The sequence below is a fragment of the Acinetobacter sp. 24-47-62 genome (assembly GCF_056779765.1).
On record NZ_JBWYIN010000014.1, the window covers coordinates 41,351 to 54,665 of the forward strand.

General features: G+C 43.6%; 26 protein-coding genes and 1 pseudogene. All 27 read right to left on the bottom strand.

The window, feature by feature from the left end; all coding sequences use genetic code 11:
- Positions 1-17 precede the first annotated feature (17 nt).
- The 27 genes and pseudogenes from AC1M87_RS11795 to rpsJ all read right to left on the bottom strand — a co-directional run bounded on the left by AC1M87_RS11795 (position 18) and on the right by rpsJ (position 13,191).
- Positions 18-1,025 (bottom strand): DNA-directed RNA polymerase subunit alpha, encoded by a 1,008-nt coding sequence (locus tag AC1M87_RS11795; protein ID WP_035265161.1) that lies wholly within the window; start codon positions 1,023-1,025, stop codon positions 18-20.
- A 17-nt stretch (positions 1,026-1,042) separates the two neighbouring features.
- Positions 1,043-1,669 (bottom strand): 30S ribosomal protein S4, encoded by a 627-nt coding sequence (gene rpsD / locus AC1M87_RS11800; protein ID WP_035265160.1) that lies wholly within the window; start codon positions 1,667-1,669, stop codon positions 1,043-1,045.
- A gap of 12 nt (positions 1,670-1,681) precedes the next feature.
- Positions 1,682-2,068: a 30S ribosomal protein S11 gene (gene rpsK, locus AC1M87_RS11805; protein WP_001040166.1), complete on the bottom strand. Its 387-nt coding sequence runs from the start codon at positions 2,066-2,068 to the stop codon at positions 1,682-1,684.
- Between the two features lie 19 nt (positions 2,069-2,087).
- Positions 2,088-2,444, bottom strand: a complete 357-nt coding sequence (gene rpsM, locus AC1M87_RS11810) for a 30S ribosomal protein S13 (protein ID WP_035265156.1) — start codon at positions 2,442-2,444, stop codon at positions 2,088-2,090.
- Between the two features lie 106 nt (positions 2,445-2,550).
- Positions 2,551-2,667: a 50S ribosomal protein L36 gene (gene rpmJ, locus AC1M87_RS11815; protein ID WP_000867907.1), complete on the bottom strand. Its 117-nt coding sequence runs from the start codon at positions 2,665-2,667 to the stop codon at positions 2,551-2,553.
- 20 nt (positions 2,668-2,687) lie between these two features.
- A complete protein-coding gene (gene secY, locus AC1M87_RS11820) occupies positions 2,688-4,007 on the bottom strand; it encodes a preprotein translocase subunit SecY (RefSeq protein ID WP_171076742.1) in 1,320 nt (439 codons plus the stop codon).
- A gap of 45 nt (positions 4,008-4,052) precedes the next feature.
- Positions 4,053-4,493, bottom strand: a complete 441-nt coding sequence (rplO, locus tag AC1M87_RS11825; protein WP_035265144.1) for a 50S ribosomal protein L15 — start codon at positions 4,491-4,493, stop codon at positions 4,053-4,055.
- A 3-nt stretch (positions 4,494-4,496) separates the two neighbouring features.
- Positions 4,497-4,673, bottom strand: coding sequence for a 50S ribosomal protein L30 (gene rpmD, locus AC1M87_RS11830; RefSeq protein WP_004786899.1), 177 nt, complete (start codon positions 4,671-4,673; stop codon positions 4,497-4,499).
- A gap of 6 nt (positions 4,674-4,679) precedes the next feature.
- Positions 4,680-5,177 carry a 30S ribosomal protein S5 gene (rpsE, locus tag AC1M87_RS11835; protein WP_035265141.1) on the bottom strand — a complete coding sequence of 166 codons (498 nt, stop codon included), beginning with the start codon at positions 5,175-5,177 and terminating at the stop codon, positions 4,680-4,682.
- A gap of 2 nt (positions 5,178-5,179) precedes the next feature.
- Positions 5,180-5,530 carry a 50S ribosomal protein L18 gene (gene rplR / locus AC1M87_RS11840; RefSeq protein WP_035265138.1) on the bottom strand — a complete coding sequence of 117 codons (351 nt, stop codon included), beginning with the start codon at positions 5,528-5,530 and terminating at the stop codon, positions 5,180-5,182.
- A gap of 14 nt (positions 5,531-5,544) precedes the next feature.
- Positions 5,545-6,078: a 50S ribosomal protein L6 gene (gene rplF / locus AC1M87_RS11845; protein ID WP_035265135.1), complete on the bottom strand. Its 534-nt coding sequence runs from the start codon at positions 6,076-6,078 to the stop codon at positions 5,545-5,547.
- 13 nt (positions 6,079-6,091) lie between these two features.
- A complete protein-coding gene (gene rpsH, locus AC1M87_RS11850) occupies positions 6,092-6,487 on the bottom strand; it encodes a 30S ribosomal protein S8 (protein ID WP_035265132.1) in 396 nt (131 codons plus the stop codon).
- A gap of 12 nt (positions 6,488-6,499) precedes the next feature.
- Positions 6,500-6,805, bottom strand: a complete 306-nt coding sequence (rpsN, locus tag AC1M87_RS11855) for a 30S ribosomal protein S14 (RefSeq protein ID WP_067731180.1) — start codon at positions 6,803-6,805, stop codon at positions 6,500-6,502.
- 9 nt (positions 6,806-6,814) lie between these two features.
- Positions 6,815-7,351 carry a 50S ribosomal protein L5 gene (rplE, locus tag AC1M87_RS11860; protein ID WP_004809796.1) on the bottom strand — a complete coding sequence of 179 codons (537 nt, stop codon included), beginning with the start codon at positions 7,349-7,351 and terminating at the stop codon, positions 6,815-6,817.
- 16 nt (positions 7,352-7,367) lie between these two features.
- Entirely contained in the window at positions 7,368-7,685 is a 318-nt protein-coding gene (gene rplX / locus AC1M87_RS11865; protein WP_035265122.1) for a 50S ribosomal protein L24, read from the bottom strand.
- A gap of 11 nt (positions 7,686-7,696) precedes the next feature.
- On the bottom strand, positions 7,697-8,065 hold the full coding sequence (rplN, locus tag AC1M87_RS11870) for a 50S ribosomal protein L14 (protein WP_035265119.1): 369 nt from the start codon (positions 8,063-8,065) through the stop codon (positions 7,697-7,699).
- A 91-nt stretch (positions 8,066-8,156) separates the two neighbouring features.
- Positions 8,157-8,414, bottom strand: a complete 258-nt coding sequence (gene rpsQ / locus AC1M87_RS11875) for a 30S ribosomal protein S17 (protein WP_004691314.1) — start codon at positions 8,412-8,414, stop codon at positions 8,157-8,159.
- A complete protein-coding gene (gene rpmC, locus AC1M87_RS11880; protein ID WP_035265113.1) occupies positions 8,411-8,608 on the bottom strand; it encodes a 50S ribosomal protein L29 in 198 nt (65 codons plus the stop codon). Before rpmC ends, rpsQ begins: the two co-directional genes overlap by 4 nt.
- Complete coding sequence (rplP, locus tag AC1M87_RS11885; RefSeq protein WP_035265110.1) at positions 8,608-9,021, bottom strand: 50S ribosomal protein L16; 414 nt, start codon at positions 9,019-9,021, stop codon at positions 8,608-8,610. The genes rpmC and rplP overlap by 1 nt, the downstream gene beginning before the upstream one ends.
- Positions 8,961-9,777: pseudogene (gene rpsC, locus AC1M87_RS11890) on the bottom strand (30S ribosomal protein S3). The gene rplP and the pseudogene rpsC overlap by 61 nt, the downstream one beginning before the upstream one ends.
- A gap of 1 nt (position 9,778) precedes the next feature.
- Positions 9,779-10,108: a 50S ribosomal protein L22 gene (gene rplV, locus AC1M87_RS11895; RefSeq protein ID WP_035265103.1), complete on the bottom strand. Its 330-nt coding sequence runs from the start codon at positions 10,106-10,108 to the stop codon at positions 9,779-9,781.
- 11 nt (positions 10,109-10,119) lie between these two features.
- Positions 10,120-10,395 carry a 30S ribosomal protein S19 gene (rpsS, locus tag AC1M87_RS11900; RefSeq protein WP_004281508.1) on the bottom strand — a complete coding sequence of 92 codons (276 nt, stop codon included), beginning with the start codon at positions 10,393-10,395 and terminating at the stop codon, positions 10,120-10,122.
- 19 nt (positions 10,396-10,414) lie between these two features.
- Entirely contained in the window at positions 10,415-11,239 is an 825-nt protein-coding gene (gene rplB, locus AC1M87_RS11905) for a 50S ribosomal protein L2 (protein ID WP_035265099.1), read from the bottom strand.
- 11 nt (positions 11,240-11,250) lie between these two features.
- Positions 11,251-11,571: a 50S ribosomal protein L23 gene (gene rplW / locus AC1M87_RS11910; protein ID WP_035265097.1), complete on the bottom strand. Its 321-nt coding sequence runs from the start codon at positions 11,569-11,571 to the stop codon at positions 11,251-11,253.
- Positions 11,568-12,170 carry a 50S ribosomal protein L4 gene (gene rplD / locus AC1M87_RS11915; RefSeq protein ID WP_035265093.1) on the bottom strand — a complete coding sequence of 201 codons (603 nt, stop codon included), beginning with the start codon at positions 12,168-12,170 and terminating at the stop codon, positions 11,568-11,570. Before rplD ends, rplW begins: the two co-directional genes overlap by 4 nt.
- Before the next feature lie 11 nt (positions 12,171-12,181).
- Entirely contained in the window at positions 12,182-12,820 is a 639-nt protein-coding gene (gene rplC / locus AC1M87_RS11920) for a 50S ribosomal protein L3 (protein ID WP_035265091.1), read from the bottom strand.
- Between the two features lie 59 nt (positions 12,821-12,879).
- Entirely contained in the window at positions 12,880-13,191 is a 312-nt protein-coding gene (gene rpsJ, locus AC1M87_RS11925) for a 30S ribosomal protein S10 (RefSeq protein WP_004725677.1), read from the bottom strand.
- Between the last annotated feature and the right edge of the window lie 124 nt (positions 13,192-13,315).

A 13,315-nucleotide genomic window follows, 5' to 3' on the forward strand; every position in this document is an offset into this window, starting at 1 on the left:
GTGATAGTCCTACTTAATTAACGACTACGATAGGCAAAACGATCGTCCATACGTAAACTAGCTGGTGGCCAGTTTTCTAAACGCATGCCGAGTTGTAAGCCTTTTGAAGCCAGAACATCTTTGATCTCAGTCAACGATTTTTTACCTAAGTTAGGAGTTTTTAACAACTCAACTTCAGTACGTTGAACAAGATCACCAATGTAGTAAATATTTTCTGCTTTCAAACAGTTAGCAGAACGAACAGTAAGCTCTAGATCATCTACTGGACGAAGCAAGATTGGGTCAACTTCTTCACGAGGTTCTTGAGCAACTGGAGCTTGATCTTTCTGAAGATCAACAAAGATTGCAATTTGTTGTTGCAAGATTGTTGCCGCTTTGCGGATCGCTTCTTCAGGGTCAACAGTCCCGTTTGTTTCAAGATCAATGACCAACTTGTCAAGGTCTGTACGTTGTTCTACACGAGCATTTTCAACTGTGTAAGAAACACGTTTAATCGGGCTATAAGACGCATCTAATTGTAAACGTCCCACTGGGCGAGTTTCACCTTCTGGGAAGCGAGAATCAGAAGTCTCATAACCACGACCTTGAACAACTTTCAAGCGCATTTTCAATGAGCCTGAAGCACTTAACGTGCCGATCAAATGTTCAGGGTTAACCACTTCAACATTGTGAGGTAAACGAAGATCAGCGGCAGTTACATCGCCAGGACCTTGTTTCTCTAATGTCAAATATGCTTCATTTTGATCGAACAGCTTAATAGACAATCCTTTAAGGTTCAGCAAGAGCTCGACGATGTCCTGCTGCAAGCCTTCTAAAGTACTGTACTCGTGCTCGACGCCTTCAATCTCAACTTCAACCACAGCAGCGCCAGGTAAAGATGATAAAAGAATGCGACGTAAAGCATTACCTAGAGTATGACCAAAGCCACGCTCTAAAGGTTCTAGAATCACTTTTGCCGAGGTCCCGCTTGCCGCTTCGACCTTGATCGCTTGCGGAGTTAGAAACTCGTTTGCAGTACGCGTCATTATTGCTACCTCAAGGATTATTTAGAATACAATTCAACAATCAAGCTTTCGTTGATTTCAGCAGGTAAATCAGAACGATCAGGTGCAGATTTGAATGTACCTTCTAATTTAGAATGGTCAACTTCCATCCAAGAAGGAGTTCCACGTTGAGCAGCCAATTCAATTGCGTTTTTAATACGTAATTGTTGTTTAGCGCCTTCGTGTACTGCAATCACGTCACCAGCTTTAACTTGGATTGACGCGATGTTAACACGACGACCATTTAAAGTGATTGAACGGTGAGATACAAGCTGACGAGCTTCTGCACGTGTAGAACCAAAGCCCATACGATAAACAACGTTATCTAAACGGCTTTCAAGCAATTTCAACAAGTTTTCACCTGTTGCGCCTTTAACACGAGCAGCTTCTTTATAGTAGTTACTAAATTGACGTTCTAAAACACCGTACATACGACGTACTTTTTGTTTTTCACGTAATTGTAGTGAGTACTCTGATTGTTTACCACCACGAGCTCCACCATGTTGGCCAGGAGCTTTAGCATGTTTTTTTGTCTTAACATCAAACGGTTTAACGCCTGATTTAAGTTGCAGGTCTGTCCCTTCGCGGCGAGAGAGTTTGCATTTTGGACCAATATAACGAGCCATGAATGTTTCTCCTTACACGCGACGTTTTTTAGGTGGACGGCAACCGTTGTGAGGAATTGGAGTCACATCGGTAATGCTATTAATTTTATAACCCACTGCACCTAAAGCACGAACCGCAGATTCACGACCTGGACCAGGACCTTTAACAAGGACGTCCAAGTTTTTCAAACCGTAATCTAAAGCAGCTTTACCAGCAACTTCAGCAGCTACCTGAGCAGCAAACGGAGTTGATTTACGTGATCCACGGAAGCCTTGTCCACCTGAAGTGGCCCAAGCCAGTGCATTACCTTGACGATCGGTAATAGTCACAATGGTGTTATTAAAAGAAGCGTGAATGTGTGCAACACCTTCAGAGACGGTACGAGTGACCTTCTTGCGTGTGCGAGTATCTTTAGCCATCTTTTAGCTTCCAGAAATCTTATTTCTTAATAGGTTTGCGCGGACCTTTACGGGTACGTGCGTTAGTTTTGGTGCGTTGTCCGCGGACAGGCAAGCTGCGACGATGACGAAGACCGCGGTAGCAGCCTAAATCCATTAAACGTTTAATGTTCATGGAAATTTCGCGACGTAAGTCACCTTCGGTCGGAACCTTAGCAACTTCTGCACGAATCGCATCAAGCTGAGCGTCATCTAATTCACGGATCTTAGTAGTTGGTGCAATACCAGTTGCAGCTAAGATTTGCTTAGCAGTATGGCGGCCAATACCAAAGATATACGTAAGAGAGATAACAGCATGCTTGTTATCCGGAATGTTTACACCGGCAATACGAGCCATTCACTTTCTCCAAAAAGGCAGTAGAGATAATCAACCGCCCCACAAAATCTTTGAGGGGCGGATAATAACCTAATTAGCCTACTGAAATCAACAGGTCTTGATCAGATTAACCTTGACGCTGCTTATGACGAGGTTCAGCGCTACAAATCACGCGGATTACCCCATTACGACGGATAACTTTACAGCTACCACAAATTTTCTTTACAGAAGCTTGAACTTTCATGATGAAACCTCTAAGTGCGCTTATCCCTTAGGATGAGCAGTCGTTTTACTCATTAGTGTTTGATTATCATATTGGCGCGATGTGAGGTGTGCCTGTAGCTGAGCCATAAAGTCCATAACTACAACAACCACGATCAACAGCGATGTACCACCCAAATGGAATGGAATACCAAAAGAACTTTGAAGCACCATCGGCATTAAACATACAACAGTGATATAAATCGAACCGATAAATGTTAAACGACTAAGAATATGATCTAAATAACGAGCAGTTTGCTCACCTGGGCGGATACCAGGTACATAAGCTCCACTACGCTTTAAGTTTTCTGATACTTCTTTAGGACTGAAAACTAGTGCCGTATAAAAATAACAGAAGAAAATAATAAGCGCACCGAATAGCACCAAATATAATGGTTGTCCAGGCGATAAAACTAATGCCAAATCTTGTAGTGTACGCTTAACGATCCCTGCATTAGGATCAGAACTACCTAACCATTGACCTAAACTTGCAGGAAACAGCAATAACGAACTTGCGAAAATTGCTGGAATTACACCCGCCATATTTATTTTTAATGGTAAGTGAGTCTGCTGTGCAGTAAATACTCGGCGACCTTGCTGCTTTTGAGCATAGTTAACAGGTATACGACGTTGTGCTTTTTCAATAAACACAATCGCAGCTAAAACAGCTAAAGACAATAAGCCAAATATAGCAATACCAATTAAGCTTGATTGACCATTTTCCACAAGGGTAAATGATTGCACAACCATACTTGGTAAACCAGCAACAATACCTGCAAAGATGATCATAGAGATCCCATTACCAACACCACGTTCGGTAATTTGCTCTCCCAACCACATTAAGAACATGGTACCTGCAACTAAAGACGTTAATGCAGGAATATAGAATGCTAAACCTGAAGTAAAGGTAATCCCTTGACTGATCAGACCCGCACACATACCAATACCTTGTACAATTGCAAGGAATAATGTGCCGTAACGCGTATATTGGTTAATCTTACGCTTGCCCTGCTCGCCTTCTTTTTTCAATGCTTCCAGCGAAGGAACAACCGTTGACATTAACTGCACGATAATCGATGCAGAAATATACGGCATGATCCCCAACGCAAGAATGGACATTCGTTCCAATGCCCCGCCTGAGAACATATTAAACAAACCAAGGAAAGTACCCTGGTTTGCATTAAAGAAACGTTCTAAAGCGACATTATCAATACCTGGCAGCGGAATATGCGCTCCTAGTCGAAAGACCACCAAAGCACCAATTAAAAACATTAATCGGCGAATAATTTCACGATATTTCACGTGAAATGGTTGACCTTTCATCATGTGAACATGACCTGTAGAACTAGGAGACATAGACACTCGCGATTACTCCTCGACTTTACCGCCAGCAGCTTCAACAGCAGCTTTAGCGCCTTTAGTCAATGCAACACCTTGAACAGTGAATGCACGAGTGATTTCACCAGAAAGAACGATACGAGCACGAATCATATCTTTACGTACAACGTTCGCTGCTTTTAAAGTTTCAAGAGTAACGATATCGCCTTCAACTTTGTTAAGTTCAGACAAACGTACTTCAGCAGTTTTCAAAGCCAATTGGCTAGTGAAACCGAACTTAGGTAGACGACGATATAACGCAGTTTGACCACCCTCGAAACCTGGACGAGTACCACCGCTCTTACGTGAGTTTTGACCTTTGACACCACGGCCACCAGTCTTACCAACGCCAGAACCAATACCACGGCCTAAACGAAGGTTTTCACGCTTAGCACCTTCTGCAGGTGCAATTGTATTTAAACGCAGAGTCATGGCTTATTCCTCTACACTAACCATATAGTAAACTTGATTGATCATACCACGGTTAGAAGGAGTATCTTGAACTTCTACAGTGTGACCAATACGACGCAGACCTAAACCTTTAAGGCTAAGCTTGTGATTTTTCAAGCGATGCGATGCAGATTTAGTCTGGGTAACTTTAATCGTTTTCATGATTGATTACCCTTGAATTTGTGCTACTGAAAGACCACGTTTCGCAGCAACTTTCTCAGGAGAAGTCATATCACGCAGACCATTAAAAGTCGCGTTTACTACGTTCGCAGCGTTAGTAGAACCATAACATTTAGTTAATACGTTACGTACACCAACAGCTTCTAAAACAGCACGCATAGCGCCACCAGCAATTACACCAGTACCTTCAGAAGCAGGTTGCATGTAAACACGGCTAGCACCGTGACGAGCGTTGATAGGGTGCTGAACAGTACCATCAACAAGTTCAACAGTAATCATGTTGCGACGAGCAGCTTCAAGTGCTTTAGAAATAGCAGCTGGAACTTCACGAGCTTTACCACGACCAAAACCTACGCGACCATTACCATCACCCACAACAGTTAATGCTGTGAAAGAGAAGATACGACCACCCTTAACAACTTTGGCTACACGATCAACGGCAACCAGCTTTTCAACAAGACCTTCGTTTTGTTCAACTTTAGCCATGATTAGAACTCCAAGCCGTTTTCACGAGCAGCATCAGCCAAGGCTTTGATACGACCATGATATTTGAAACCAGAACGGTCAAATGCAACTTTAGTTACGCCAGCTGCTTTAGCACGTTCAGCGATTAAAGCACCAACTTTAGTAGCTGCTTCAACGTTACCTGTAGTACCACTACGTAACGTAGCATCTAAAGTAGAAGCTTGCGCTAATACTTTGCCACCATCTGCTGAGATTACTTGAGCATAGATGTGACGCGGAGTGCGGTTTACACACAAACGAGTCGCACCCAATGCACGGATGTGCAAGCGTGTGCTTTTCGCACGACGCAAACGGGTTTGTTTCTTTTCGTTCATAAGAACCTCGCGCCTTATTTCTTCTTAGCTTCTTTACGAAGTACAACTTCATCAGAATAACGAACACCTTTACCTTTATATGGCTCTGGCGGACGGTAACCACGGATATCTGCAGCAACTTGACCTAAAGCTGCTTTATCAGCAGATTTAAGCACGATTTCAGTAGCTGTAGGTGTTTCAGCAGTTACACCTTCAGGAAGGTTGTAATCGATCGGGTGAGAGAAACCTAGGTTAAGGTGAACTGTGTTCCCTTTAACCGCAGCTTTATAACCAACACCGATAAGTTGTAACTTACGTTCGAAACCTTCGCTAACACCTTTAACAAGGTTGTTAAGCACAGCGCGAGCAGTACCAGCTTGCATCCAAGCATCTTTAGATTCAGCTTTAGGAGCAACAGCTAGAATACCGTCTTCCTGTTTTAGCTCGACCAGCGCATGCAGGTTGAAAGACAAAGTACCCTTGCTGCCTTTCACTTCGACCTGCCGGCCGTTCTGAGTAACTGTTACACCGTTAGGTACAGTTACTGGGGCTTTAGCCACACGAGACATGAGGAATCACCTATTAAGAAACAAAAGCAATAACTTCACCACCGATACCTGCAGCACGTGCAGCGCGATCAGTCATGATGCCTTTGCTTGTAGAAACAATTGCAATACCTAAACCTTGCTTAACGCTTGGAAGGTTATCTTTACCGCGATATTGACGTAAACCTGGACGGCTAACGCGCTTCACAGTCTCAATAACTGGTTTGCCTTCGAAATATTTTAAAGTCAAAGTAAGTGTTGGTTTGCCTTCAGCATCTGCAACAGCTACATCAGCGATATAACCTTCTTGTTGAAGAACGTTAGCAATCGCAACTTTTAACTTTGAGTTTGGCATAGAAACAGTTTGTTTCTTCGCCATTTGTGCGTTACGAACACGTGTTAACATGTCGGCAACGGTATCTTGCATACTCATTTATAGTGCTCCTTACCAGCTTGCCTTAACAACGCCCGGTACATCACCTTGCATTACTGTGTCACGTAATTTGTTACGGCTTAAACCGAACTTACGGAAGTAACCATGAGGACGACCAGTTAAACCACAACGGTTACGAAGACGTACTGGAGATGCATTACGTGGTAATGCTTGTAACTTCATCATCGCTTCGAAACGCTCTTCGTCGCTTGCATTTACGTTTGCAATAACAGCTTTTAATTCAGCACGTTTTGCAGCGTATTTAGCAACAGTAGCTTCGCGTTTCAATTCGCGATTAATCATACCTTTCTTAGCCATATCGACCTCTTATTTGAACGGGAAGCCGAATGCACGCATAAGCGCACGGCCTTCGTCATCGGTGCGAGCAGTCGTAGTGATGGTAATATCCATACCACGAATACGGTCAATCTTATCAAAATCGATCTCAGGGAACATAATCTGTTCTTTAAGACCCATAGAGTAGTTACCACGACCGTCAAATGATTTCGCAGAGAAACCACGGAAGTCACGGATACGAGGGATCGCGATAGAGATCAAACGGTCTAAGAATTCGTACATGCGTTCGCCGCGTAAAGTAACTTTACAACCAATCGGCCAACCATCACGGATTTTGAAACCAGCGATAGATTTACGAGCTAACGTAAGAACTGGTTTTTGACCAGCGATAGCTTGCATATCAGAAAGAGCACCATCAAGGAGTTTTTTGTCAGCAGCAGCTGCACCAACACCCATATTGATCGTGATTTTAGTGATGCGAGGGATCTCCATCACATTCTTAACGCCCAATTGTTCTTGTAATTGAGCTTTAAGTTCGTCGTTGTAACGCGCTTTAAGTCTGGCCATTGCCTATTTCAACCTATTACTTCGCTACCGCCACTGATTCACCATTTGATTTGTAAACGCGAGTTTTCACGCCGTCAATCACTTGGTAACCAACACGGTCAGCCTTTTGGGTTGTAGCATTAAAAATTGCCACGTTAGAGATATGAAGCAAAGCTTCTTGTGTAACGATAGCGCCTTCAGCACCTGTTGCACGGTTAGGCTTTTGATGCTTCTTAACTAAGTTAAGACCTTCAACCTTAACTCGGTCATTAGAAACAGACAAAACAGTACCTTGTTTGCCTTTTTCTTTACCTGCGATCACGATTACTTGATCGCCTTTTTTAATCTTAGCCATGATTGCCTCTATTATAGAACTTCAGGAGCCAATGAAATGATTTTCATGAACTGTTCAGTACGAAGTTCACGAGTCACTGGTCCGAAAATACGAGTAGCAATCGGAGCTTTGTTGTTGTTCAAAATAACAGCAGCGTTATCATCGAAACGAATAACAGAACCATCTGGACGACGGATACCGAATTTTGTACGTACAACTACTGCATTCATTACGTCGCCTTTTTTAACACGGCCACGTGGAATTGCTTCTTTTACAGTAACTTTAATAATGTCGCCAACTGAAGCATAACGACGATGTGAACCACCAAGTACTTTAATACATTGTACGCGGCGAGCACCACTGTTGTCTGCTACGTCGAGCATAGTTTCGGTCTGAATCATTGCCCTACTCCAAAACCGAGCATCACCGGTCACAATTTCGAAAGGCTCAAAGAGTACTCGAAATTGACCGATGATGCAACAAGAACGTTATTTACTCAGCAGCTGCTTCAACAACTTCAACTAAAGTCCAAGACTTAGTTTTAGAAATTGGGCGGCTTTCTTTGATAGTTACAACATCGCCAGTTTTAGCAGTGTTGTTCTCATCATGAGCGTGTAATTTTGTTGAACGGCGGATTGATTTGCCATACAACGGGTGTTGAACGCGGCGTTCGATAAGAACAACGATAGACTTGTCCATCTTGTCGCTTACTACTTTGCCTGTTAACGTGCGAACTGTTTGCTCACTCATTGTGCGTTCCCCTGTTTTTCGGTAAGGAGGGTCTTGATGCGAGCAATAGTTTTACGAGTTAATTGCACTTCGTGCGATTTACCCAATTGACCAGTTGCTTTAGCCATGCGAAGACGGAATTGGTTCAACTGTTGCTCATCAAGCAAAGCTGTCAATTCTTCTACCGACTTTTCACGTAGATCTTTAGTTTTCATTACATTACCGTCCGAGTCACGATAGTGGTTTTAAACGGAAGTTTAGCAGCAGCAAGCGTAAATGCTTCACGCGCTAATTCTTCGTTCACACCTTCCATTTCGTACAGGATCTTACCTGGTTTGATTTCACAAACCCAATATTCCACAGAACCTTTACCTTTACCCATACGAACTTCTAATGGTTTTTCAGTAATTGGTTTGTCCGGGAATACACGGATAAAGATCTTACCACCACGTTTTACACGACGGCTGATTGTACGACGCGCTGCTTCAATTTGACGCGCAGTCATGCGACCACGTTCAACTGATTTAAGTGCGATAGTACCAAAAGATACTGTGCTACCGCGATGTGCTAGACCAGTGTTACGGCCTTTTTGCACTTTACGGAATTTAGTACGTTTAGGTTGCAACATGGATTATTCTCCTTTTTCAGCAGAACGATCATTGCGACGACCACGACGCTCTTGACCTTCACCACGACCGCGACCACGTTTAGCTGGACGTTCTTCAGCTGGAGCTGGGTTCATGACTTGTTTCATGCCGCCCAAGATCTCACCACGGAAGATCCAAACTTTAACGCCGATCGTACCGTAAGTAGTTTCTGCGCGAACCGCTGAATAGTCGATGTCAGCACGAAGAGTATGTAGAGGTACACGACCCTCACGATACCATTCAGTACGTGCAATCTCTGCACCGCCTAAACGACCAGAAACTTCAACTTTGATACCTTTCGCACCAGCACGCATAGTGTTTTGAACCGCACGCTTCATAGCACGACGGAACATTACACGTTTTTCTAATTGAGAAGCAATTGCTTCACCAACTAGACGAGCGTCTAAATCTGGACGATCAATTTCGTTGATGCTTACTTGCGCTGGAACACCCATAATATTGGTAAGTTCGCGCTGTAATTTTTCAATGTCTTCGCCTTTTTTACCGATCACGATACCAGGACGAGCAGTGCTAATTGTTACTTTAGCAGCGCCTGTTGGACGTTCGATAAGAATATTGCTCACCATCGCATTCTTAAGTTTTTTGTTTAAAAACTCACGAACTTGAAGATCTTTAAGCAAGTATTCAGCGTATTGTTTCGGATTCGCATACCAGTTAGCGTTATGACGTTTCACAACACCTAGGCGGATACCGATTGGATGAACCTTCTGACCCATATCAAACCCCTACCTTAACGGTGATGTGACAAGTACGCTTAGTAATACGATCTGCACGACCTTTAGCACGTGGCAAAATACGTTTAAGGCTCATGCCTTCATCAACGTAGATCGTAGAAACTTTAAGATCGTCTACATCTAAACTGTTATTATGTTCAGCGTTTGCAATCGCAGATTCCAACGCTTTCTTAACTAAAACTGCAGCTTTTTTGTTGCTGAAGTTTAGTATGTTAAGAGCGTGCGCAACAGATTTGCCGCGAATCAAGTCTGCAACCAAACGAGCTTTTTGTGCCGAGATAGCGGCACCGCGTAATTTAGCAGTTACTTCCATCATAGCACCTATTAACGTTTAGATTTCTTGTCAACACCGTGACCACGGTAAGTACGAGTCGGTGCAAATTCACCAAGCTTGTGACCAACCATATGCTCAGATACGATTACCGGAACATGGTTACGACCATTGTGTACAGAAATTGTTAAACCAACAAAATCCGGGAGGATCATCGAACGACGCGACCAAGTTTTGATCGGCTTACGGTTATTAGCCGCGATAGCCGCTTCAACCTTAGCGAACAAGTGCGCATCGACGAATGGGCCTTTTTTCAGAGAACGAGGCATTGTCAGATTCCTTTACTTGTTACTTAACGCGACGGTCGCGAATGATCATCTTAGTCGTACGCTTATTGGTACGTGTCTTGTACCCTTTAGCTTTTTGACCCCATGGGCTTACAGGTTGAATACCTTTGTTACGCCCTTCACCACCACCATGTGGGTGATCTACCGGGTTCATCGCCATACCACGAACGGTAGGACGAACACCACGCCAGCGTGAAGCACCAGCTTTACCTAGTGAACGTAAGTTGCTTTCTTGGTTAGAAACTTCACCAAGAACTGCGCGACATTCAACGTGTACTTTACGCATTTCGCCAGAACGCAGACGAATAATTGCGTAAGAACCGTCACGACCCAATAACTGAGCAGAAGCACCAGCAGAACGCACTAATTGAGCGCCTTTACCGATTTTAAGCTCGATATTGTGAAGAGTAGAACCGATAGGCATGTTACGAAGTGGTAAGCAGTTACCTGGACGAATTGGAGCATCGTTACCAGATTGAACTTTATCACCAGCACGTAGACCTTTAGGCGCAATGATATAACGACGCTCACCGTCAGCATACAAAACTAATGCAATGTGTGCAGTACGGTTAGGATCGTATTCGATACGCTCTACAGTCGCAGGAATGCCATCTTTGTTACGTTTAAAGTCAACAATACGGTAATGTTGCTTGTGACCACCACCAACGTGACGTGTAGTAATGTGACCGTTGTTATTACGACCACCAGTACGTTTTTTAGCTTCTACCAACGGAGCATAAGGCGCACCTTTGTGAAGATGGTCGTGAACGACTTTCTCTACAAAGCGACGTCCTGGTGACGTTGGCTTACATTTTTGAATAGGCATAATTCTCGTCCTTATTCCGCTGTGCTTTCAGCGGTATCGCCCAAGTCAGCCATTTCTACATCTTGGCCAGCTTTCAGGGTGACGTATGCTTTTTTAACATCAGAACGACGTCCGATAGTTTTACCAAAGCGTTTAGTCTTACCTTTAGTGATAGTCGTGTTAACTTTAACAACTTCTACACCAAATAATTGTTCAACTGCTTTTTTGATTTCAAGTTTGTTTGCATCGATAGCAACTTTAAACACTTGAACACCAGCAGTTTCACCTAAAACTTGTGCTTTTTCTGAGAATACAGGTCCTTTTAGGACTTGATAGATACGTTCGTTGTTCATCCGAGTTCTACCTCAATTTTCTTAGCAGCAGCTACAGACATAACAACTTTATCGAACGCGATCAAGCTAACAGGATCGATAGCAGCAGCATCAACCACATCAACGTGTGGAAGGTTACGAGCAGCTAGATACAAGTTCTCATCAACAGCATCAGTAACGATTAATGCACGAGTAGCATTCAAGTCGTTAAGTTTTGCAAGCAATTCTTTAGTTTTTGGAGCAGCTACAGCAAACTCTTCAACTAAAACTAAGCGATCTTGACGAACAAGTTCAGCCAGGATGCATTGCATAGCACCGCGATACATTTTACGGTTTACTTTTTGAGACCAGTCTTGTGGACGAGCAGCAAAAGTTTTACCACCGCCAACCCAGATTGGGCTACGAATAGAACCAGCACGAGCGCGACCAGTACCTTTTTGACGGAATGGTTTTTTACCACCGCCAGAAACGTCTGCACGTGATTTCTGAGCTTTTGAACCTTGACGACCACCAGCTAAATAAGCTGTAACAACTTGGTGTACAAGAGCTTCATTGAATTCACGACCGAACGCAACTTCTGATAATTCAACAGCAGAGCCGGAAACAGTATTTAAATTCACGTTATTTCCCCTCAAGCCTTGATAGTAGGACGAACAGTTACGTCACCACCGGTAGCACCAGGAACCGCGCCTTTAACTACAAGAACTGAACGCTCTGTATCGATAGCAACGATTTCAAGACCCTGTGTAGTTACGCGTTCAGCACCTAAATGGCCAGCCATTTTTTTGCCTTTGAATACGCGACCAGGAGTCTGGTTTTGACCTGTAGAACCTAGAACACGGTGAGAAACAGAGTTACCGTGAGTAGCGTCTTGAGTACGGAAGTTCCAACGCTTAACACCACCTTGGAAACCTTTACCTTTAGACTGACCAGTTACGTCAACGATTTGACCCACTGTGAACAAATCTACACCGATAGTTCCGCCAACTTCACGACCTTCAAGATCAGCTTCTGTAACACGGAACTCTTGAACTAAACGACCAGCAGCAACACCCGCTTTAGCGAAGTGACCTTTCTGAGCATTAGTAACGCGAGATTCGCGACGTTCACCAGTAGTGATTTGAATCGCTTGATAACCATCAGTTTCAAGCGTTTTGATTTGAGTGATGCGGTTAGGATCAACCTCAATCACTGTAACAGGTACAGAAACACCAGCATCTGTAAAGATACGTGTCATACCGCACTTGCGACCGACTAAACCAATAGCCATGTGCATAAACCTCTAAAAAAGCGGCTTAATTAACTTAGAGTGTTAATTAACCGAAAGCCTTAACCCAATGCGATCTGAACGTCTACACCAGCTGCAAGATCTAATTTCATCAATGCATCTACAGTTTTGTCTGTAGGTTGAACGATGTCGATCAAACGCTTGTAAGTGCGGATTTCATACTGATCACGCGCGTCTTTGTTAACGTGCGGTGAAGTTAGAACGTTAAAACGCTCGATGCGAGTTGGCATCGGGATTGGACCACAAACTTGTGCACCAGTACGTTTTGCTGTTTCTACGATCTCTTGAGAAGATTGATCAATTAAACGGTGATCAAAAGACTTCAAACGGATACGGATTCTCTGGTTAGACATACCAGTAAACTCCAAGCCAAATATATAAAGAATCACCCATGACGCATCTCCCCCTGTCCGAAAACAAGGCAAGTGTCAGAGGCAGTGAAAATCACTAAGGTCGTGATCGATGCCACGACTGTAA

Bases quoted from the DNA above. Each gene is read 5' to 3' on its own strand.
- AC1M87_RS11795 (WP_035265161.1), bottom strand. From the start codon at position 1,025: ATGACGCGTACTGCAAACGAGTTTCTAACTCCGCAAGCGATCAAGGTC.
- rpsD (WP_035265160.1), bottom strand. From the start codon at position 1,669: ATGGCTCGTTATATTGGTCCAAAATGCAAACTCTCTCGCCGCGAAGGG.
- rpsK (WP_001040166.1), bottom strand. From the start codon at position 2,068: ATGGCTAAAGATACTCGCACACGCAAGAAGGTCACTCGTACCGTCTCT.
- rpsM (WP_035265156.1), bottom strand. From the start codon at position 2,444: ATGGCTCGTATTGCCGGTGTAAACATTCCGGATAACAAGCATGCTGTT.
- rpmJ (WP_000867907.1), bottom strand. From the start codon at position 2,667: ATGAAAGTTCAAGCTTCTGTAAAGAAAATTTGTGGTAGCTGTAAAGTT.
- secY (WP_171076742.1), bottom strand. From the start codon at position 4,007: ATGAAAGGTCAACCATTTCACGTGAAATATCGTGAAATTATTCGCCGA.
- rplO (WP_035265144.1), bottom strand. From the start codon at position 4,493: ATGACTCTGCGTTTAAATACAATTGCACCTGCAGAAGGTGCTAAGCGT.
- rpmD (WP_004786899.1), bottom strand. From the start codon at position 4,673: ATGAAAACGATTAAAGTTACCCAGACTAAATCTGCATCGCATCGCTTG.
- rpsE (WP_035265141.1), bottom strand. From the start codon at position 5,177: ATGGCTAAAGTTGAACAAAACGAAGGTCTTGTTGAAAAGCTGGTTGCC.
- rplR (WP_035265138.1), bottom strand. From the start codon at position 5,530: ATGAACGAAAAGAAACAAACCCGTTTGCGTCGTGCGAAAAGCACACGC.
- rplF (WP_035265135.1), bottom strand. From the start codon at position 6,078: ATGTCTCGTGTGGCTAAAGCCCCAGTAACTGTACCTAACGGTGTAACA.
- rpsH (WP_035265132.1), bottom strand. From the start codon at position 6,487: ATGAGTATGCAAGATACCGTTGCCGACATGTTAACACGTGTTCGTAAC.
- rpsN (WP_067731180.1), bottom strand. From the start codon at position 6,805: ATGGCTAAGAAAGGTATGATTAATCGCGAATTGAAACGCGAAGCTACT.
- rplE (WP_004809796.1), bottom strand. From the start codon at position 7,351: ATGGCCAGACTTAAAGCGCGTTACAACGACGAACTTAAAGCTCAATTA.
- rplX (WP_035265122.1), bottom strand. From the start codon at position 7,685: ATGGCTAAGATTAAAAAAGGCGATCAAGTAATCGTGATCGCAGGTAAA.
- rplN (WP_035265119.1), bottom strand. From the start codon at position 8,065: ATGATTCAGACCGAAACTATGCTCGACGTAGCAGACAACAGTGGTGCT.
- rpsQ (WP_004691314.1), bottom strand. From the start codon at position 8,414: ATGAGTGAGCAAACAGTTCGCACGTTAACAGGCAAAGTAGTAAGCGAC.
- rpmC (WP_035265113.1), bottom strand. From the start codon at position 8,608: ATGAAAACTAAAGATCTACGTGAAAAGTCGGTAGAAGAATTGACAGCT.
- rplP (WP_035265110.1), bottom strand. From the start codon at position 9,021: ATGTTGCAACCTAAACGTACTAAATTCCGTAAAGTGCAAAAAGGCCGT.
- rplV (WP_035265103.1), bottom strand. From the start codon at position 10,108: ATGGAAGTAACTGCTAAATTACGCGGTGCCGCTATCTCGGCACAAAAA.
- rpsS (WP_004281508.1), bottom strand. From the start codon at position 10,395: ATGCCTCGTTCTCTGAAAAAAGGCCCATTCGTCGATGCGCACTTGTTC.
- rplB (WP_035265099.1), bottom strand. From the start codon at position 11,239: ATGCCTATTCAAAAATGTAAGCCAACGTCACCAGGACGTCGCTTTGTA.
- rplW (WP_035265097.1), bottom strand. From the start codon at position 11,571: ATGAACAACGAACGTATCTATCAAGTCCTAAAAGGACCTGTATTCTCA.
- rplC (WP_035265091.1), bottom strand. From the start codon at position 12,820: ATGGCTATTGGTTTAGTCGGTCGCAAGTGCGGTATGACACGTATCTTT.
- rpsJ (WP_004725677.1), bottom strand. From the start codon at position 13,191: ATGTCTAACCAGAGAATCCGTATCCGTTTGAAGTCTTTTGATCACCGT.